This window comes from Enterobacter sp. PP-008-ECC_S150, assembly GCF_045257065.1.
In the GTDB taxonomy this organism is placed as follows: domain Bacteria; phylum Pseudomonadota; class Gammaproteobacteria; order Enterobacterales; family Enterobacteriaceae; genus Enterobacter; species Enterobacter chengduensis.
The window spans coordinates 52,873-72,015 of the sequence record NZ_JBJHHG010000015.1 but is presented as its reverse complement, the minus strand read 5'-3'; the positions used below and the strand labels follow the sequence as shown (position 1 = coordinate 72,015).

Here is a 19,143-nt window from a genome sequence, read left to right as displayed (position 1 = left end):
AGCCGCCACCCGGCAAATCACGCCGGAGCCCTCTCCTGCCTGAACCGACGCAACTCCACCAAAACCGCCAATAAAATCACGCCAATAATCGCCAGTACAAACCCGCTGCTGCTCGCCGATGCCGCCGGGCTCATTATCGCCCCCAGCCCGCCGAGGATCGCCGCACCAATGGCATCCCCCGTGACGTTCTGCGCGGTCCACAGGCCGTTGATGCGCCCGAGCATCCCTTCCGGCGTCTGGGTCTGGATCAGGGTGTACTGCAAGAGCGAGCTGATGGCGCTCAGCCAGCCGAAGATCGCCAGGCACAGCACGCCCAGCGCCCACACCGGCATCAGGCTAAAGAAGCCCACGGCGATAAACGAGGCCAGCGTGGCAAACAGCATAATCAGCCCCGGACGCGCGCTCTGCGCCAGGTTGCCGCTGGTCAGCGCCCCGCACGCCGCGCCGAGCGGAATGGCAGCGTACAGCACGCCTATTTCCGAGGCGCTCATCCGCCACTCGCCCGCCAGCGCCGGGTAGAGCACGCGCACGGCGCTCGCCATGGTCAGCAGGCCGCCGAGCAGCGCAATGCCGCCAATCAGCCGGTTGCTGAACAGAAAACGAATGGCCGCCATCAACGACTTAAGCGGATGCTCGCGCGGCTGCGGCGGAGGCGGCAGCCGCGGCAGGCGCAGCAGCGTCAGCGTGGTGATGAAGGTTCCCGCTGCCGCCAGGCCGTAGTTCCACGCCACGTTGCCGGTTGCCAGCAGCAGGCCGCCCACCATCGGCGAAATCACCGAGCCCAGACGCACGGTGAGCATGGTGATCGCCCCCGCCTGCATCAGGTTCTCGCGCCCGACTAGCGCGGGGGTGGCCGCCAGCAGCGCCGTCACGCCCAGCGAGGCGAAAAAGCCGTCCCACAGCCCCAGGGCATAAATCGCGATCAGCGACGGCTCCGGCAGCATCGCGTTCAGACACAGCCCGATAAAGCCCACGCCGCAGGTGCCGCGCGCCAGCAGGATCAGCTTTTTACGCTCGTAGCGGTCCGCCAGCACGCCGCCGACCATCAGGCCGATAAACATCGCGCTACCGGTTAAGGTGACGGACAAGCCCACCAGCCAGCTGGAGTGCGTCATGGCCTGGATCTGGACAGGCACGGCCACGCCGAGCAGGCCGAGGGACAAAATGGAGATAAAGCGTGCGATAAAGACGGCGCGATATGCCGGGTGCGTTTTGAGCAGGCTGAGGTTGAGCAGCCAGGATTTTTGATTCATGACAAAGCCTTGAGTGTAATTCTACCCATTCCATGGGCGCACATGCTAACATAGCCAAATAAGATAGATAACGATAATCACTATCATTATCAGATCATGGATGTTGCTATGTCGTTTTCCTCTTCTTCGGTGCGCGCCCTTGCCGTGCCCGTTTTATTGCTGCTGCTGATCCTTGCGGTTGCGCTCAGCCTGCTGGTCGGCGCGAAGCCGCTGCCCGCATCCGTTGTCGTTGATGCACTCATTGGACGCTGCCAGAGCGCCGACTGCGTCATCGTGCTCGACGCCCGCCTGCCCCGCACGCTCGCCGGGCTGCTGGCCGGTGGCGCGCTCGGCCTTGCCGGTGCGCTAATGCAAACCCTCACCCGCAACCCGCTGGCGGACCCGGGCATTCTCGGCGTCAATTCGGGTGCCAGCTTTGCCATCGTGCTCGGCGCGGCGCTGTTCGGATTGAGCTCACCTACTGAACAGCTGGTGATGGCCTTTTGCGGCGCGCTGGCCGCCTCGCTGGTGGTGGCGTTTACCGGCAGCCAGGGCGGCGGCCAGCTAAGCCCGGTACGCCTGACGCTGGCGGGCGTGGCGCTCGCGGCGGTACTGGAAGGCCTATCCAACGGCATCGCCCTGCTCAACCCGGACGTTTACGACCAGCTGCGCTTCTGGCAGGCCGGATCGCTGGATATCCGCACCCTTGAAACCCTGAAAGTGGTGGCGCTTCCGGTGATGATCGCCGCCGCCGTGGCGCTGCTTTTAAGCCGGGCGCTCAACAGCCTGAGCCTCGGCAGCGACACCGCCACCGCTCTCGGCAATAGGGTGGCGCGCACGCAGCTCATTGGCCTGCTCGCCATCACCGTCCTGTGCGGCAGCGCGACCGCCGTGGTCGGGCCAATCGCCTTTATCGGCCTGATGATGCCGCATATGGCGCGCTGGCTGGTGGGAGCGGATCACCGCTGGTCGCTGCCAGTCACGCTGCTGGCAACCCCGACCCTGCTGCTGTTTGCCGACGTGCTGGGGCGCCTGCTGGTGCCCGGCGAGCTGCGCGTCTCGGTGGTCAGCGCCTTTATCGGCGCGCCGGTGCTCATCTTCCTGGTACGCCGTAAACGCGGAGGTGGCGCATGATGGCTCCGTCCCGTCGCTTAACCACCAGCGTCTCGCTGCTGAGCATTGCCATTCTGCTGCTGGCGGTCTGGAGCCTGCGCAGCGGCGCGGTGACGCTTGATTTCACCCAGGTCTTTAACGCCCTGCTCGGCAGCGCGCCGCGCAACATCACCCTGGTGGTGACGGAGTGGCGACTGCCGCGCGTGGCGATGGCGATTCTGGTGGGCGCGGCGCTCGGGGTGAGCGGTGCGATATTCCAGTCGCTGATGCGCAACCCGCTCGGCAGCCCGGACGTGATGGGCCTCAATACCGGGGCCTGGAGCGGCGTGCTGGTGGCGATGGTGCTGTTTGGTCAGCACCTGACGGCCATTACCTTTACGGCAATGGCGGGCGGCATTCTGACGTCCTTACTGATCTGGCTGCTTGCCTGGCGCAACGGTATCGACACCTTTCGTCTGATCCTTATCGGCATTGGCGTCCGCGCGATGCTGATGGCCTTTAACACCTGGCTCCTGCTGCAGGCCTCGCTGGACACCGCGCTCTCCGCCGGGCTGTGGTATGCCGGTTCCCTCAACGGCCTGACGTGGGGCAAAACCTGGCCCGCCGCGCCGCTCATTTTGCTGATGTTTATCGGCGCGCTGCTGCTGGTGCGCCGCATGCGCCTGCTGGAGATGGGCGACGACAGCGCCTGCGCGCTGGGGGTAAGCGTTGAGCGCTCGCGCCTGATGCTGATGCTGGTCGCCGTATTATTAACCGCCGCCTCCACCGCCATCGCCGGGCCAATCTCCTTTATTGCTCTCGTCGCCCCACACATTGCGCGGCGGCTTAGCGGCACCGCGCGCTGGGGACTCGCCCAGGCGGCGCTGTGCGGATCGTTATTGCTGCTGGCCGCCGACCTCTGCGCCCAGCGGCTGTTTATGCCTTATCAACTGCCGGTGGGCGTGGTAACCGTCAGCCTCGGCGGGATTTACCTCATCGTCTTGCTCGTTCAGGAGTCACGCAAGAAATGACCGATTCAACCACCCGCTTGCGCGGCGAAAAACTTACCCTTGGCTACGGCAAAAAAATCGTTGCCCGTGACTTATCCGTCACTATTCCGGACGGCCACTTCACGGCGATTATCGGCCCAAACGGCTGCGGGAAGTCGACCCTGCTGCGCACGCTGAGCCGCCTGATGACGCCGGTTGAAGGCAGCGTGCTCCTTGATGGAGAGCAGATCCAGCGCTTCGCGAGCAAAGAGGTGGCCAGGCGCATCGGATTGCTGGCGCAGAATGCCACCACGCCGGGAGACATCACGGTGCAGGAGCTGGTCGCGCGCGGGCGCTACCCCCACCAGCCGCTGTTCACCCGCTGGCGTAAAGAGGATGACGAGGCGGTGAACCGCGCGATGCAGGCGACGGGGATGACCGATCTGGCCCAGCAGAGCGTGGATACCCTTTCCGGCGGGCAGCGCCAGCGGGCGTGGATCGCGATGGTGCTGGCGCAGGAGACCTCGATCATGCTGCTGGACGAGCCGACGACCTGGCTCGATATCAGCCATCAGATAGACCTGCTGGAGCTGCTGAGCGATCTGAACCGCACGCAGGGGTACACGCTGGCGGCGGTGCTGCACGATTTAAACCAGGCGTGCCGCTACGCCACGCACCTGATTGCCTTGCGCGACGGGGAGATTGTGGCCCAGGGCGCGCCGAAGGAGATTGTGACGCCGGAGCTGATCGCGCGGATCTACGGGATGCGCTGCATGATTATCGACGATCCGGTGGCGGGCACGCCGCTGGTGGTGCCGTTAGGTCGGCGGTAATTGCCGGGTGGCGGCTACGCCTTACCCGGCCTACGGGATCCGAATGTAGGCCGGGTAAGGCGTAGCCGCCACCCGGCACTTTTGACGTTACCTCAAGATATCCTTCAACACTGGCCCAATTTTCTCAAACGCCTGCGGTGAAATGATGTCTACGTGGGCGCAGTCCTGGCTGTATACCTCAAGCGCTGCCACCCACGGTGCCCAGGCGACCTGCGGATCCATCGTTCGCGTGCGTTCGGCGACAAACAGCGTCGCCTTACCGTCAAAGCGTGCGCTGTGCGCCGTGGTGAGCAGCCGCACCGCGTCGGCGTAATTGCCCTCGATGGCGTTAAACAGCTCGCTGCTCCCCTGCCCCTGCTGGGCGGCGATAAACGCCTGCCGCTCGCGCTCGATTTCCGCCAGCACTGCCGGGTCGAGGCCGTTGGCCTCTTTTTCCGCCCAGTTCTGGGTTTCCGGCGGCCAGGTGTCCAGCAGGCCAAGGAAGGCCACCTCTTCCCCCTGCTGGCGCAGGCGGGCCGCAATCCCCTGCGCCAGCGTGCCGCCGAGGGAATAGCCGAACAGGTAATACGGCCCCTGCGGCTGCCGCGCGCGCAGCGTATTCAGGTGATGTTCGATCACCCCGTCCAGATCCGCACACTGCTGCATCGGCCCATCAGGTCGGGGAGACTGAATGCCCATAATGGACCAGCGCGGGCTGAGATAGCGCGCCAACACGCTGAACTGCCAGGCAAAGCCGGATGCCGGATGGAAGCAGAACAGCGTCGGACCGTCGCTCTCACGGAGCGGCAGCAGGGTTTCATATCCCAGACGCTGCGCCTGCTCGTCGCTTAGCGTTGAGTCCAGCAGCGCGCTAAGCTTGCTCACGGTGGAGGCGACCATTATCTGCCCCGGCGTGACCTTGCGGGCGAACGTGCGGCTGAGCTGCGCCGCCAGGCGCATCGCCAGCAGCGAATGTCCGCCGAGGGCAAAGAAGTCGGCCTCAATGTCGTTCACCTCGCAGCCCAGCAGCGCCGCAAACGCCTGCGCGACGGCGATTTCGGTTTCACTTTCCGGCGCGCGGCCGGACGTTTTACTCGTCAACGCCGGCAGCGGCAGCGCCTTGCGGTCGAGCTTGCCGTTCGCGCTGAGCGGCAGCGCGCTGATTTGCAGCAGCACCACCGGCACCATATGCGGCGGCAATTGCGCCTTCAGCAATTCGAGCAGCGCGTCGCGGTCCAGCGGTAAGCCGGATTCAGAGACAACGTATCCCACCAGCTGGCGGGCATCCCCCCCCGTTTCCGCAGCCTGGTTGAACACGCAGGCGTGCGCCACGGCCTGGGCGACGTCCGGCAGGGCAAGCATCGCCCGGTCGATTTCGCCCAGCTCGATGCGCTGGCCGCGAATTTTCAGCTGATCGTCGCTGCGGCCCAGATATTCCACCGCGCCGGTGTCCAGCCAGCGGGCAACGTCCCCGGTGCGGTACATCCGCTCGCCGGGAGCAAACGGGTCGGCGATAAAGCGGCTGGCGGTGAGGTCCGGACGTCCCAGATACCCCTGCGCCAGCTGAATGCCGGTGAGGTAGAGATCGCCCGCCACGCCGAACGGCACCGGGCGCATCATCGCATCCAGAATGCGCAGCCCCGTGTTCCACACCGGGAAGCCGATCGGCACGCTGTTGCCTGTAACCGCCGCCAGTTCAGGGCCGTAAGCCGGATACCAGCTGACGTCCACCGCCGCTTCGGTCGGGCCATAGAGGTTATGCAGCGGCACGCGGGTGAGCTGCTCCCACTCGCGGCACAGTTCGGCCGGCAGCGCTTCGCCGCTGCAGAACACCTGCTTAAGCGTTTTGCAACACGCCACGTTTTCCGGCGTCAGCGAGGCGACAAACGCCGCCAGCATCGACGGCACGAAGTGGGTTGTCGTCACGCCGTAGCGGGCGAAGAAGTTCTGCATCGCCTGCGGGTCCCGGTGCGCGTCCGGCTCGGCCATCACCAGCTTCGCCCCGGCGATAAACGGCCACCAGAACTCCCACACCGACACGTCAAAGCTGCACGGCGTTTTCTGCGCCACGACGTCAAACGCCGTCAGTTGATAATGATCCTGCATCCACTTCAGGCGGTTAACGATGGCGGTATGGCCGACCATGACCCCTTTTGGACGCCCGGTCGAGCCGGAGGTAAAGATGATGTACGCCGTCTGCTCCGGCTTCGCCAGGCGCAGCGGTTCAGCACCCGCGGTCGGTAATAGTGTGTTGTAACTAAACGTCTCGACGGAAAGATCGCTAAAGCGCGGAAGCTGTTCGTCGGTGGTAATAAGCAGGGAGGGCTTCGCGTCCTCCAGCATCATCCGCAGGCGGTCGTCCGGGTAGCCGGTATCGAGCGGCAGCCACGCGGCACCGGCTTCAACGATGGCGTGCAGCGCCAGCGTCAGGAACACCGAGCGCGGCAGGGCCACCGCCACGCTGTCGCCCGGCGTCACGCCGCGTTCGCGCAGCAGGTTTGCCAGCGCGACGACCTGCTCGCGCATCTGGCGATAGCTGAGTTCAATGTACGCGTCCGCCAGCGCGGGGGCGTCCGGCGTTTTGCTCGCCTGCTCCGCCACCAGCCCTGCCAGCGTGGTTGACGGCAGCGCCAGCCCGGTATCGTTGATCCGCGCCAGCTGCGCGTATTCCTGCTCAGATACCGTTTCCACCTCGCCGCAGCGCAGGTCCGGGTTGGCCGCGAACTGCACCAGCATCGCGTTCAGGCGCGCCACGTGACGGGAAAGCGTCGCTTCATCGTAACGCTGCTTATTGGCGAGGATCTCTATGCTCAAACCGCCCTCTTCGTCCGGGAACAGCGCCAGCTCCAGATCGTTCACCGGGCCGGTTGCCAGCGTGTGGGTAATGGCCTCCACGCCGTCGATATCCAGCTGATAATCGAACACCTTGACGTTCAGCACCGGGCCAAACAGCGCTTCGTCGCCCGCCGCTTTCCCGCTGTCGCGGACGATCTGCTCGGCGTCGTAGCGCTGGTGGCGGCGCATTTTTTTCAGCTGGTTCGCCAGGCGCAGCGCCAGCGTCGGGAGGCTCTCCTGCGGATCGATATTGACCGCCAGCGGCAGGACGTTGAGCACCGGTCCGGTCGCGGTCAGCGCCGCGGAGCCCATGCGGCGCATAAAGATAAACCCGGCGGCGTAGTCCAGCCGCCCGGTCAGGCGGCCCAGCCACAGCGCCACCAGCGCAAGCGCCAGGTCGGTGCGCTGCGCCTCCCCTGCCGCCTGCGCAAGCTGGCTAAACGCCCGACCGTCGGCGGCAATCTTCAGGCGCAAAATATCGGTGGTAGCGGCGCGTCCCGGCAGCGGCGCGGAGGAGAGCGAGACCGGCGAAGGCAGCCGTTTACGCTGCTCGGCCCAGAAGGCGCCGTCGCGCAGGTACGCCTCGCTGTCGCGATAGCGCTGATATTCTTCCACCACCTCGGCAAACGGCGTAAACGGGGATTCGGGGGGGGGGTTGCCCTTCTTCCAGGCGGCATAAATTGTGGCGATCTGGCGGGTAATGGCCGGGAAGCTGAAGCCATCCACTACCAGATGGTGATAGCGCTGATACCAGTACCAGTGGTTTTCACCGACCTGAATCAGCTGGTGAAACGCCAGCGGCTGACCGCTGTCGACGCGCAGGTTCTGGTTAAGATCGGCCTCCATCAGCGCCACGGCTGCACCGTGGGAATCCACGCAAACAACGGACGGCTCCGGCCGCATGACGGCGTCATCCACCCACTGCCACACCTCGCCGTTCTCCTCGGCAAAACGCATCCGCAGGGTATCGGCCTGCATCATGCCAGCGGCAATGGCCTTTGCCAGCAGCGGCGCGTCGATATCGCCTTTCAGCTCGGTGTAGTGCGCCACACTCCAGGCGTTGGGCAGTGTGGACAGCTGCTCCGCCATCCAGATGCCCGGCTGGGCGGCGACGAGAGGAAGACGGTTCATGCGATCTCCCCCGCAAAATAAGACGGTTCAAGCGTTTGCCAGCGCGCGGCCAGCCACTGCTGGCACGCCTCCTGAGACTGGGCTTCGCACACCACGCGCCACCCTGCCGGAAGCCCGCACTGCTGCGGCCACAGGCTGTACTGCCCCCGGTCGTTTTGCAAAATGGCGAACTGTCCCTGCGGATTATCGAAAGGATTGCTGAATTCCATACAGACTCCGTTAGTGAATGAGCGGCTGCCAGAGGGTCATCAGCCCCTGCGTCAGCCCACCGCGCCAGCACAGCGCGTCGTGCCCGCCGTCAACCTGACGCCAGTAAACCTGCCGGGCGTGCAGCTCGGCGTAAATCGCCTGGTTCGCGCGGAAGATGAGCGGCTCGTTGCGCCCGGCTTCAAGGATGACGCGTAGCCCGTGAGCGGATATTTCACCTGTTTTAAGCTGTTCGATTAACAGCCCGTCCTGCTGCCCACCGCGGTGCGGCCACCAGTACGAACCGGACTGGCTGAGCACGCAGCCAAAGCGCTGCGGCCAGTTGAGGCCAGCATAAAGCGACGCCAGGCCGCCAAAGCTTTGGCCCGCCACCACGGTACGGTCGGCGCGGTCGCTAAACGGCGCGAGATTTTTTACGCGGGGGAGAAGCTCTTCCTGCACCGCCAGCCAGAAATCGGGATTGCAGGGCAGCTCGCGGCTGCGATGCGCCATGTCGATAACATCGATTAAGACGTAGACAGCAGGCGGTAACTTGCGCTCGGCGGTGAGCGACACCAGCGCGGGCCAGATCGACATGCTTTCGGCCCAGAACTGCCCGTCGAGCAGCACCGCCAGCGGGCGTTCGGGGTTATCGTCCCCGGTGGTAAAAATCCAGACGCGACGGCGATTTTTAAGGCGCGCGCTTTCCCATTCAATGCAGGTCGGCGCGTCGTAGGGCGTATCCGGATGATTCCAGCCAGGCTGAACCGGCGCTTGCGGCATCTCCAGCGCGGAGACGGCATGACCGCGCCCGCCGCGCCAGCTCTGCGGATTCAGCGGGTCGGAAACCGCGTGCGGCAGCAGCTTGCGCCAGCCTTCGCGCAGCGCCATGCGGTCCGGCTGCGCGCCTTCAAACACAACGCTGGCAAAATCGTTTTCATTTACGGAAGGGATAAAACAGTAGCTTCCGCGCCACTCGGGGCTGAACTCGCCCTGCCACTGCCAGACGTCGGTATCGGGAATGCGTTCGAGGGACTGCGGGCGGGCATTTTGATGGTGATCGGTCACGCCGGTGACGTAGAGCCAGACGCGTTTGATCGGTGACGAATCTTGCGTTCCTTTCGGGTCGCGCCACCAGAACGTGACGCGATATTTTCCCTTTTCCGGCGTCCATTCAGGCCCGTTTTTCGACTGCCACCACGCATCACTTCCCGTTGTTAACGCCGTCACCCTTATAACCTCATGTTTAACAGTCTTTTTTGTCTCAGGACAAATTTTATTGATAATATTATTGATAACTATTTGCATTTGCAATAGCGTAGTGCCCGCGCTGTGGGAAGCGCTCATAAAACAACCACAAAAGCGGGACGTACAATGAATAAGAAGATTCACTCTCTGGCCTTGCTGGTCAATTTAGGGATTTATGGCGTCGCGCTGCCCGCCATGGCAGCCGACAACACCGCCTCTGCGCAGCACGAAGACACGATGGTGATTACCGCCGCCGAGCAGAATCTGCAGGCGCCGGGCGTATCAACCATCACCGCCGATGAGATCCGTAAAAACCCGCCCGCGCGCGACGTGGCTGAAATCATCCGCACCATGCCGGGCGTTAACCTGACCGGGAATTCCACCAGCGGCCAGCGCGGGAATAACCGTCAGATTGATATCCGCGGCATGGGGCCGGAAAACACGCTGATCCTGATCGACGGCAAGCCGGTCACCAGCCGTAACTCCATCCGTCTGGGCTGGCGCGGCGAGCGCGACACCCGCGGCGATACCGGCTGGGTGCCGCCAGAGATGATCGAACGTATCGAAGTGATCCGCGGCCCGGCAGCAGCGCGTTACGGCAACGGTGCGGCAGGCGGCGTGGTTAACATCATCACCAAAAAATTCGACGACCAGTGGCACGGTTCCTGGAACACCTACCTGAACGCGCCGGAACACAAGGACGAAGGTTCAACCAAACGCACCAACTTCAGCCTGAGCGGCCCGCTGGGCGGCGACTTCAGCTTCCGCATGTTCGGCAATCTGGACAAAACCCAGGCCGACGCCTGGGCCATCAACCAGGGCCATCAGTCCGATCGTACCGGAGCCTACGCCGACACGCTGCCGGCGGGCCGTGAGGGTGTGGAGAATAAAGACATCAACGGCGTGGTGCGCTGGGACTTCGCGCCAATGCAGTCTCTGGAGTTTGAGGCAGGCTACAGCCGTCAGAATAACCTCTACGCCGGTGATACCCAGAACACCAACAACGACAACAGCTCCAGCGGTCTGGTGAAGAAAAACTACGGCAAAGAGACCAACCGTATTTATCGTCAGAACTTCGCGGTGACCTGGAACGGCGGCTGGGATAACGGCATCACCACCAGCAGCTGGGCGCAGTACGAGCACACCCGCAACTCGCGTCTGGGCGAAGGGCTGGCGGGCGGTCTGGAAGGCCTGTTCAACAGCAATAAATTCACCGACACCGACCTGGCCGACGTGATGCTGCACAGCGAAATCAACCTGCCGATTGATTTCGTCGTTAACCAGAATCTGACCCTGGGCACCGAATGGAACCAGCAGCGCATGAAGGACTCGACCTCCTTCACGCAAACCCAGCAGGGCGGCACCATTCCGGGCATGAGCAACGACCGCAGCCCGTACACCTCGGCGGAGATCTTCTCCCTGTTCGCCGAGAACAACATGGAGCTGACCGACAGCACCATGCTGACCCCGGCGCTGCGCTTCGACCACCACACCATCGTCGGCAACAACTGGAGCCCGTCCCTGAACCTGTCGCAGGGCCTGGGGGATGACTTCACGCTGAAGATGGGGATCGCGCGCGCCTATAAAGCGCCGAGCCTGTACCAGACCAACCCGAACTACCTGCTCTACAGCAAAGGCCAGGGCTGCTACGCAAGCTCCGATGGCGTGGGCTGCTACATGATGGGCAACGACGACCTGAAGGCGGAAACCAGCATCAACAAAGAGATTGGTCTGGAGTGGAAGCGCGACGGCTGGCTGGCGGGCGTGACCTGGTTCCGCAACGACTACCGCGACAAGATTGAAGCGGGCTACGCGCCGATTGGCCACACCTCTTCCGGTAAGGTGCAGACGGATATCTACCAGTGGGAAAACGTGCCGAAGGCGGTGGTGGAAGGGCTGGAAGGCTCCCTGAACGTGCCGGTCAGCGACACGATTAACTGGACCAATAACATCACCTACATGCTGCAGAGCAAGAACAAGGAGACCGGCGACCGCCTGTCGATCATTCCGGAGTATACGCTGAACTCGACCCTGAGCTGGCAGGTGCATCAGGACGTGTCGCTCCAGTCGACCTTTACCTGGTACGGCAAGCAGCAGCCGAAGAAATACAACTACAAAGGTCAGCCTGTGACCGGGTCTGAAAAAGACGAAGTCAGCCCGTACAGCATCGTTGGCCTGAGCGCGACCTGGGACATGACCAAAAACGTCAGCCTGACCGGCGGCGTGGACAACGTCTTCGACAAGCGCCAGTGGCGCGCGGGTAATGCCCAGACGACCGGAAATGCTACCACCGGGGCGTATATGTATGGTGCAGGGGCGTATACGTATAATGAGCCGGGCCGCACGTGGTATATGAGCGTCAACACAAGATTCTGATACAGGCAGTCACTTCCCCCTCTCCCTGTGGGAGAGGGTCGGGGTGAGGGCATCAGGCTGCACAATTCTGAAGGGAAAACATGCACACCACCCACACCACGTTCATTCTCGCCGGCCACACCGTCCACCATGTCACCTTCGCCCCCACCACCTTCACCGATGCCGATCTCCTCTGGCTCCCTCACCACGCTGAGCTTTCAAACGCCGGACGCAAGCGCAAAGCTGAGCATCTTGCAGGCCGCATCGCCGCCGCGCATGCTTTGCCCGATCATACCGTGCCCGGTATCGGCCCCAGCGGTGAACCGCTCTGGCCGGAAGGATTTTCAGGAAGTATCACCCACAGCGGCACGCGGGCGATGGCGGTTGTCGTCCATCATCCAGATGCACTGGTGGGTATTGATTGCGAAGCCGTTCTTCCAGACCGTGAAGCCCGCGAAATCCAGGACGGCATCATTGACGAGCAGGAAGCGATGTGCCTGACGCGCTCGGGGTACTCCTTTGCGCTGGCGTTGACGCTGGCATTCAGCGCTAAGGAGAGCCTGTTCAAGGCCCTCTTTCCGCAGGTGCGGTCATGGATGGGTTTTGACAGCGCTCGCGTCACACAGCTCGACGATAAGTCACTTACGCTGGCCTTGACCCGTCAACGCGCGGGCTATGCCAAAGGCACCGTCTTCACCCTTTACTGGCAACAGCACGGCGAACAGGCGATCACCCTGCTGCCACGCTCTCCGGTCGGCGTGCCTTAACGCCGATCGCCACCAGCGGGTACCGAACCTGCCGGAAAAAATGTTCCCCATAAACGTATCCTGCTTGATTCGGCTGTTATCTTTCAGGTATTCAGTGGGGGCCGCGCAGAACAGACCGGATGCGAGGCCATTTCAAATAAAGCGCTAACGATAGGTCATGGTAAACGACGCCGTGGCGCTCACCGAACCCGATTGCGCATTTGCTGAGGTCATGTAATACGCGGCCTTAAAGGGAATATTGACAACTTCCCCTGGCGAAGTCGTCGTGCCGTATTTAATAAGCTTGCCGAACTGCACGGGCGAATCATTATATTTCAGCTGAATGCCCAGACCTGTAGCCGTCGAACTGCTGTTTAAGCCCAACACGCCGTTAGCGGCATCGGCAAGCGGGCTGACGTTATCCAGCGTCACATTCACTGCGGTCTGCTCACTACAGATAAGCGGTATGGAAAATGTCACCGGATTCTGGGTGCTACCGACGCCGTTAAACTTCGGTAATAACGCAATCCCCATATTAATATTCAAATTTTTATCTTCAATCTGACAGGATGCGGTGCTGATATTCATCGGCGAAAAAATATATTTAAAAAGCGGAAGGCGCATAATGTTATTGCTCCTCGGTGTACTGTATTCAGTATTGAGCGTCAGAGCGGGTATAGACCCCGTCGCCGGGGTGGCGCTGGTTTTGATCAGCTCAAAGGTATCCGTGAACGTTGATACGCCATTCTGGAGGATCCCTCGCCGCCAGCTCGGATTATTGAGGCTCATTCTGGTGACAAACTCGCTGCTTTGCGTGGTGCTGGAAAAGTTCTTCCACCGGATGCCGATGCCGGGGACCTCAGTCGCCCGCACGTTTACCAGCGGCGAGGCGCCGTAATCCGTATTTGCCCCGGAAAGCTGAATAAACCACGAGCCATCGTATCCAATTTGCTGACCCTCAGGGTCACATGTTATGGGGTTACTGGTGACTATCGTTGCTAATACCGTTCCAACGGGCGCATCCCGCTGAACGACAATATTGTGATCGAAGTTGACCGCTACGTCATTTGCAGAACACAGCGCAAAGGCATTCAGAGAGACAGCGCACCCCACGGCTGCCGTCGCAATTTTAAATACAGTGGGCATAATATGTTCCTTTATTTCAGGCGAGGCGTGGGCCTTCTCTCGCAAAGTCATCACGCGCATTAACGCAATGAGAAATTTAACGACACGCCGCAGTGGTACGCTGAATTTTACCCGGCAAGGCGTTCACGTTTATTTTGGCGCGGCAGGTTTTCGCTCCCCACTGTACGGTTATACTGTCACCGTCGTTCAGGCCGCTCATATAGACCTCTCCGTCGCTCCCGACAATGCTCATCGCATCGCTTCCGTTGAGCTTTACCATGGCTCCAAAGGGCACCGGCGAGTTCTGGTACAGCAGCGTTATCAGTGCCCGGAATCCCGTTCTCGCCTTGAACGTCGCGCGCACCACCGCACCGCGCGTAGGTACCACGTTAACGACGGATTCGGCCACATCCACGTCCGGCCCCAGCGAACCGGTGTCTATCGCAATCCGGTTTTCCTGATAGGCGCTGGCATAGGGCACTACCGCATATCCACGCCAGTCCGTTTTAACGCCAGGATTATTGCGCACGCTCACGCCGGACGCGCCCTGCGCTTCCAGCAGCACAACGGTATCCCCCAGCGGCTGAGAGAACGTCACGCCATGCTCGTGGCCGACAATCCCCCCCTGCAGGCCAAAGTTCAGCTGGCTGTTCTGTCGGCTGTAGTTGTAACCTGCGCTTACGGTGCCGTAGCCGCCTTTATAGCTTCCACTCAGGGCGCTTCTCGATTCCCCGCCAGACGAGGTATAGCCCTGCTGAACCAGGTAGCTCAGGTTATTATCGGCAAGGGCGGTGCCGCTCAGACCCACCTGGTGCGTTTCGGGGCCGTTCTTTTGCATATTCACGCTATAGCTGGCCCAGCTTTGCGGCAGCCATTTGCTCAGCGGCACCTGAAGGTTAAAGGCGAGAATCTGGTCCTTACGGTCTTTGCCCGGCGTTTCGCTATAGGTGTAGCCGAGCGAGTAATTGATATCGCGAATACTGGTGTTAAAGCCGGTGCTGACGTTGCGCTCATAGCCCTGCCTGCTCCAGTAGTCCTGCTGGTATGCTGAAATATAAAAGTTCCCCCAGCTTTGCAGCGACTGGCTGAGGTTGAGCTGCAGTCGGCTTCGCTTGTTGTAGCGCTGGCTGCTAAATTCATTCACTTCCTGAAAGGTATAAAACCCTTGCGTGGAGTAGCGATAGCTGGCGAGCGTCACGGTGGTGTCGGTCGTGGCCACCGTTTTTGAATACTGCACCCGATAGGACTGCCCCCGGCTGCGGCGATTTTTCTCCTCAACGATCTGGCTATCGGCTAGGGTAACGTCCGCCGACAGTGAGCCTATATCGCCAAAGCTGAGGCCGGAACCGAGCACGCCGGAGGTATAGTTACCTGCCCCCAGAATACCGCCGTAAAGCGTAAGATGGTTGGAGAGGCCATAGGCCAGCGTGCCCAGGCCGAATGTGGGCGTATGCGCGCCATGCCTGGTGGTTCGAAACTCCCCTGTGCTCAGCGCATACTTCATGCGGCCTTCCCGCAGCATGACGGGAACCGCGGAGAAAGGCTGCACGAAATGCTGGACGCTGCCGTCGGCTTCGGTGACGACAATGTCCAGATCGCCGCTCGCTGACGTAGGATAGAGATCGCGAATGACAAAGCTGCCGGGCGCCACGTAGGTTTGATAAACCGTGTAGCCGTTTTGCTTCACGGTAACCGTGGCGTTGGTGCGGGCAATTCCCCGAATGATGGGGGCGAAGCCGCGCATGCTCTCCGGCAGCATGGTGTCATCGGAAAAAATTTGCGCGCCGCGAAACATCACGCTGTCAAACACGTCGCCGGGGGTGCTGGTTTCCCCCACCTGAAACTGCCCTCTCAAAAACTGGACGTCACGGCTCAGGGTCGTATTCAACGACGAAAACGACTGTTTTCCGTTGTTCTTCGTCAGGGTGCTGTAATTACGCAGGCGCCACGGCCCTGCATTAATACCGCTTTGCAGGTTAGTGTAAAGCTGATCCTGCGTCTCACCGTCCCTGCTCCAGCTGCGCGAGCCGTTAATGCTGTAATTTACCAGCAGTGCAGAAATGCCCTGGTTCCAGCGCGACGGGTCAACGGTGCCGCGTGCCCGCGCGTTAAGCGCCGACTGAGGGATAGAGATGTCCAGTCTCTGCCTGTCAAAATCCAGCCGGGTGGAGGCATCCGGTATAAATGCGCCGGGGTCGGTAATGATCGCCTCGGCAGGCAGCATGGATAGTTCAGGAAATGCCTTCACCCTGACTCCGAGCGATTCCAGCACGCCACGGTTAAGCTCCGGTGCCAGCCCGACGCCGTTAATAGATACAAAAGAGATATTCTCCGTTCGGATGTAATTTTCATTAAGCCATATTTCCACCCTGTAGGTGCCGGGTAACTGCTCTCCCCGCTCGAAGCGGCCCAGATCGATGCCCTGAGAAGTCGAGTGTGTTTTTTCAAGCGCATCGGCCATGAAATAGAGTTCGCCTGCGGCTGCGGGAAAAACGCCCGAAATAAAAAGCGCTATCGTCGAGAGTCGACTTACGCGGTCAGGCCACGAGCCAGAGAAAAAACCATATCGAGAAAAAGGAACAGTATTCACTTTGCTTACCTGCGCGAGTGACATGCGTATTGTTAATATTTTTTATTTCAGCATCTGGCGCTTTTCTGCTGTTACGCCACCAAAATCATTTATGGCTTTCCAGGCCACCTGTTTTCCACTGCCAGCCACCGTTTCTGAACTAAAGGGTGAAATCATGGGCGGCTGCGCAATCGTCTTATTGCCAATAGTTAACGAATAAAGAGAAACGTAGAACGGCGTGGGATTATTAATCACCAGGCGTTCACCGCGCGGCTCAAATGTTAATTTCGTCCATGCTTCACCGGCTTTTTCTGATGCCAGCGCCGCAGGGCGATAGAAAATCTTCATGCGCGTTTTAACGGCAATAAGCAGCCGATTTTCATCTGACCGGGTCATTGAGGGAATAGACTTAACGTTTAGCCAAAAAACAGATTCGTGATTATCAGGCAGTTTTTTTCACCGGTATAAATGATCCGCAGCGTATTTTCATGCCCGCCGTCGAGGCGGAACAAGGGCGGCGTAACGATAAAAGGAACCTTCTCCTTCGCGTTTTCACCTAACTCAACCCATGACTGAATTAAATAGGGAACAGCATCTCGGCTGTTGCTCACAGGAAGTGAGGCTTCATTGTCATTTCCGTTATAAATTAAGCGCGTTCCCCCGACGGTTATGCTGGCCTGAACCGGCAGAAAAATCAGGCAAGCGCTTAATAATACAATTGTTCGAATAAGTTGACTCATCATACGTTCCCGATATTTCAGCAAGAGACAACGGGGCGCACCTCAGGTACGCCCAGGATATTACTGATAGGTAATGGTAAAATCTGACGTCGCGTTTGCCGTACCCGCCACCACGGCAGCCTGCGTTGCCTTATATTTCGCCACGAAGGTCATCTTATTGCTGTTTGCGGCATCTTCACCTGCGCTGGTGTCAAGCGTGATGCTCTTCGACTGGGTAGCCAGAGGGATCGCGGTAATGCCGTCCTCTTCATAAAACGCAACGCCTACGCCTTTCGCCGTCTGATCGCTGTTCAGCGCAAGAATACTGGTGTCAGAGCTGTCCGCAGTACCATCAAACTTAATGGAGGCAGAGGTAACGGCCGCGGGGCAATTGTTCAGCACAATGCTAAAGCGGGTTGCGGCAGCAACAGATCCAGCCGCGCTAAACGAGCTTTTGGGGATTTTTCCAAGGTTAACGGTCTGATTCGCCGTATTGGTATCAATTGTACAGGCTGAATCAAGGATTGTGCCGGTGAAATTAATTTTTCCATCGGCCGCCTGCGCGGCAAAGGTGATTCCGCTCACGGCTGCGGCCGTCAGCACATTCCGAATTACACGGGTAATTTTAGTTTGCATAGCTTTATCCTTAGGATTGAACATTATCTGTATTGACGTCATGTCAATACAGGAACAGCGGAATAAGTCCGCTAAACCAGTTAATATATTATTTAATGCCCAGTCAGGCTGATTTTAAACAAGGATGGTGATAAGCCTGAGTGGTTAAAATGACGATGAGTTGCTTCATCTCTGAACTGCTTCCTAGTGCCAGTCGCTTTCTTAAATAATAGTTTTTATTTATGTCATCACGGTCATTGCAACGATATTCACCGGTCGACGCATCGTACAGCGTCATCAGAAAGTCCAGATGTTCTGCCGATAGCTTTTCCGATAACCTGTCGTAAATAACATCGGCTATTTCCCACGATTTTTCCGTTGTGGGAAGTTTCGCTGCACGATCGCAAAGCGCCTTCAACTCTTTAATCGTTGTAACTAGCCAGAAGAGTTTTAAATAGCTATTGCCTGTATTTTCTTCTGGCGAAATAAAATAGGTTCGCCGCGATAACCCTCTGGCCGCGAGCCGAGAATATAACCACCCTATGTTATCTGTTGTTTCATCTATTGCATCAATCAATATGCAAGGCTTATCCAGGATTGTTGCACAGACAATAAACTCAAGGCGGTTATCAAAAAAGAATACCGCTCTGTCCGCTGAGGATAAACCCTGAATGGCCTGCCTCATTGCAAAATTCCGAGTAAACACCAGTAGCGTCGTCAACGTTCATTCCTTTTTTATTCACATAACATGATTAAGATGAAGTTTTGACAACATATATGCGTTCTAAACAAGAGCGATCGATTACATAAGCTTTTCCATCGACCCTTGCAAAGGGATACCGCTCAAAGCCGACGGTATTAAACGCATTTTGAATTTTTTTAATCATGGACAGCAGATAAGATCTGGAGCACCGCAACCCATGATCCTCAAAAACATGTATGATGATGTCATTATCGTAGACAATTCCTTCATCCATTCCTGACAATAAATACTCAAACAATCTGGCTTTTGTCGTGCCAAATCTTTTGATTCGGCCATTCTTGATATTAATTAGCGTGCGCGTTGCTGGCCTGTATTCCAGATGCTGGAAAATGGTGTATCCATACAGAAGTTCGTCAGAGACAAAAGGCACAACCACTCCTTAGGGATTATCGTTCTCATTTCTGTGACATCTCCTCCTTCGCTCCGGGTAAATCAGCGTTCGCCTGATTTGTAGAAGATGGTATTCGAATGAAGAAAATGTGACAATGAGACAACTTTATCAAGATAAAAAGACATTAGTTAAAATTTTTATAAAACATTAAACTGCATAAAAAACATAATTAAGTATATAATTCCTTTTGATAAAAAAATGTATAATCTAAACACTAATTTTTAACATAATCATTACACAAGCATATTCATCCATTATTTTTAACAAAATAGAACAAAAAACCAAACAACAAGTATTCGATAAATCAAATCAATAAGTTAGTAGAGTAAAGAAAG

The 19,143-nt window shown here is 58.8% G+C and carries 16 protein-coding genes and 1 pseudogene; 5 read left to right on the top strand and 12 right to left on the bottom strand.

Annotated elements, in window-relative coordinates:
• Nucleotides 1-17: 17 nt before the first annotated feature.
• A complete protein-coding gene (entS, locus tag ACJBF3_RS16690) occupies nt 18-1,253 on the bottom strand; it encodes an enterobactin transporter EntS (RefSeq protein ID WP_045325663.1) in 1,236 nt (411 codons plus the stop codon).
• A gap of 108 nt (nt 1,254-1,361) precedes the next feature.
• On the opposite strand from entS, the gene fepD reads away from it, so the two are divergent.
• Genes fepD through fepC form a run of 3 tightly spaced genes read left to right on the top strand, consistent with a single transcriptional unit; the run spans nt 1,362 to nt 4,146 of the window.
• A complete protein-coding gene (fepD, locus tag ACJBF3_RS16685; RefSeq protein WP_045325661.1) occupies nt 1,362-2,366 on the top strand; it encodes a Fe(3+)-siderophore ABC transporter permease in 1,005 nt (334 codons plus the stop codon).
• Nucleotides 2,366-3,355: an iron-enterobactin ABC transporter permease gene (gene fepG, locus ACJBF3_RS16680; protein WP_072265709.1), complete on the top strand. Its 990-nt coding sequence runs from the start codon at nt 2,366-2,368 to the stop codon at nt 3,353-3,355. The genes fepD and fepG overlap by 1 nt, the downstream gene beginning before the upstream one ends.
• Complete coding sequence (fepC, locus tag ACJBF3_RS16675) at nt 3,352-4,146, top strand: iron-enterobactin ABC transporter ATP-binding protein (RefSeq protein WP_045325656.1); 795 nt, start codon at nt 3,352-3,354, stop codon at nt 4,144-4,146. Before fepG ends, fepC begins: the two co-directional genes overlap by 4 nt.
• Before the next feature lie 87 nt (nt 4,147-4,233).
• Here fepC and entF read toward each other — a convergent pair whose 3' ends face one another.
• Genes entF through fes form a run of 3 tightly spaced genes read right to left on the bottom strand, consistent with a single transcriptional unit; the run spans nt 4,234 to nt 9,507 of the window.
• On the bottom strand, nt 4,234-8,091 hold the full coding sequence (entF, locus tag ACJBF3_RS16670; protein ID WP_045325654.1) for an enterobactin non-ribosomal peptide synthetase EntF: 3,858 nt from the start codon (nt 8,089-8,091) through the stop codon (nt 4,234-4,236).
• The gene (locus ACJBF3_RS16665) at nt 8,088-8,300 is read right to left on the bottom strand and encodes an MbtH family NRPS accessory protein (protein WP_045325653.1); all 213 of its coding nucleotides are present in this window, start codon (nt 8,298-8,300) and stop codon (nt 8,088-8,090) included. The genes entF and ACJBF3_RS16665 overlap by 4 nt, the downstream gene beginning before the upstream one ends.
• A 10-nt stretch (nt 8,301-8,310) precedes the next feature.
• Entirely contained in the window at nt 8,311-9,507 is a 1,197-nt protein-coding gene (gene fes, locus ACJBF3_RS16660; protein ID WP_045325650.1) for an enterochelin esterase, read from the bottom strand.
• Between the two features lie 144 nt (nt 9,508-9,651).
• Here fes and ACJBF3_RS16655 point away from each other — a divergent pair, with 144 nt between their 5' ends.
• Both ACJBF3_RS16655 and entD read left to right on the top strand, forming a co-directional pair.
• Nucleotides 9,652-11,901 carry a TonB-dependent siderophore receptor gene (locus ACJBF3_RS16655; protein ID WP_045325648.1) on the top strand — a complete coding sequence of 750 codons (2,250 nt, stop codon included), beginning with the start codon at nt 9,652-9,654 and terminating at the stop codon, nt 11,899-11,901.
• A gap of 80 nt (nt 11,902-11,981) precedes the next feature.
• Entirely contained in the window at nt 11,982-12,647 is a 666-nt protein-coding gene (gene entD / locus ACJBF3_RS16650; RefSeq protein WP_045325646.1) for an enterobactin synthase subunit EntD, read from the top strand.
• 21 nt (nt 12,648-12,668) lie between these two features.
• Here entD and ACJBF3_RS16645 read toward each other — a convergent pair.
• From ACJBF3_RS16645 to ACJBF3_RS16610, 8 genes and pseudogenes are all read right to left on the bottom strand, one after another.
• Nucleotides 12,669-12,767: pseudogene (locus ACJBF3_RS16645) on the bottom strand (metal ABC transporter permease); the annotation flags it as partial.
• 24 nt (nt 12,768-12,791) lie between these two features.
• Nucleotides 12,792-13,772: a fimbrial protein gene (locus ACJBF3_RS16640; protein WP_045325644.1), complete on the bottom strand. Its 981-nt coding sequence runs from the start codon at nt 13,770-13,772 to the stop codon at nt 12,792-12,794.
• A 76-nt stretch (nt 13,773-13,848) separates the two neighbouring features.
• Nucleotides 13,849-16,212, bottom strand: a complete 2,364-nt coding sequence (locus ACJBF3_RS16635; protein WP_045325641.1) for a fimbria/pilus outer membrane usher protein — start codon at nt 16,210-16,212, stop codon at nt 13,849-13,851.
• Nucleotides 16,213-16,383: 171 nt separating this feature from the next.
• Nucleotides 16,384-16,668 carry a molecular chaperone gene (locus tag ACJBF3_RS16630; protein WP_284948488.1) on the bottom strand — a complete coding sequence of 95 codons (285 nt, stop codon included), beginning with the start codon at nt 16,666-16,668 and terminating at the stop codon, nt 16,384-16,386.
• 68 nt (nt 16,669-16,736) lie between these two features.
• Nucleotides 16,737-17,063, bottom strand: coding sequence for a molecular chaperone (locus ACJBF3_RS16625; RefSeq protein WP_406545233.1), 327 nt, complete (start codon nt 17,061-17,063; stop codon nt 16,737-16,739).
• Nucleotides 17,064-17,120: 57 nt separating this feature from the next.
• The gene (locus ACJBF3_RS16620; protein ID WP_045325636.1) at nt 17,121-17,675 is read right to left on the bottom strand and encodes a fimbrial protein; all 555 of its coding nucleotides are present in this window, start codon (nt 17,673-17,675) and stop codon (nt 17,121-17,123) included.
• A gap of 103 nt (nt 17,676-17,778) precedes the next feature.
• Nucleotides 17,779-18,375: a hypothetical protein gene (locus ACJBF3_RS16615; RefSeq protein WP_223239956.1), complete on the bottom strand. Its 597-nt coding sequence runs from the start codon at nt 18,373-18,375 to the stop codon at nt 17,779-17,781.
• 31 nt (nt 18,376-18,406) lie between these two features.
• The gene (locus ACJBF3_RS16610; protein ID WP_045325634.1) at nt 18,407-18,787 is read right to left on the bottom strand and encodes a hypothetical protein; all 381 of its coding nucleotides are present in this window, start codon (nt 18,785-18,787) and stop codon (nt 18,407-18,409) included.
• Nucleotides 18,788-19,143 lie beyond the last annotated feature (356 nt).

What these genes read in the sequence shown, in the direction of transcription:
- entS (WP_045325663.1), bottom strand. Translation starts at nt 1,253, where the DNA reads ATGAATCAAAAATCCTGGCTGCTCAACCTCAGCCTGCTCAAAACGCAC.
- fepD (WP_045325661.1), top strand. Translation starts at nt 1,362, where the DNA reads ATGTCGTTTTCCTCTTCTTCGGTGCGCGCCCTTGCCGTGCCCGTTTTA.
- fepG (WP_072265709.1), top strand. Translation starts at nt 2,366, where the DNA reads ATGGCTCCGTCCCGTCGCTTAACCACCAGCGTCTCGCTGCTGAGCATT.
- fepC (WP_045325656.1), top strand. Translation starts at nt 3,352, where the DNA reads ATGACCGATTCAACCACCCGCTTGCGCGGCGAAAAACTTACCCTTGGC.
- entF (WP_045325654.1), bottom strand. Translation starts at nt 8,091, where the DNA reads ATGAACCGTCTTCCTCTCGTCGCCGCCCAGCCGGGCATCTGGATGGCG.
- ACJBF3_RS16665 (WP_045325653.1), bottom strand. Translation starts at nt 8,300, where the DNA reads ATGGAATTCAGCAATCCTTTCGATAATCCGCAGGGACAGTTCGCCATT.
- ACJBF3_RS16655 (WP_045325648.1), top strand. Translation starts at nt 9,652, where the DNA reads ATGAATAAGAAGATTCACTCTCTGGCCTTGCTGGTCAATTTAGGGATT.
- entD (WP_045325646.1), top strand. Translation starts at nt 11,982, where the DNA reads ATGCACACCACCCACACCACGTTCATTCTCGCCGGCCACACCGTCCAC.
- ACJBF3_RS16640 (WP_045325644.1), bottom strand. Translation starts at nt 13,772, where the DNA reads ATGCCCACTGTATTTAAAATTGCGACGGCAGCCGTGGGGTGCGCTGTC.
- ACJBF3_RS16635 (WP_045325641.1), bottom strand. Translation starts at nt 16,212, where the DNA reads ATGGCCGATGCGCTTGAAAAAACACACTCGACTTCTCAGGGCATCGAT.
- ACJBF3_RS16630 (WP_284948488.1), bottom strand. Translation starts at nt 16,668, where the DNA reads ATGAAGATTTTCTATCGCCCTGCGGCGCTGGCATCAGAAAAAGCCGGT.
- ACJBF3_RS16625 (WP_406545233.1), bottom strand. Translation starts at nt 17,063, where the DNA reads ATGATGAGTCAACTTATTCGAACAATTGTATTATTAAGCGCTTGCCTG.
- ACJBF3_RS16620 (WP_045325636.1), bottom strand. Translation starts at nt 17,675, where the DNA reads ATGCAAACTAAAATTACCCGTGTAATTCGGAATGTGCTGACGGCCGCA.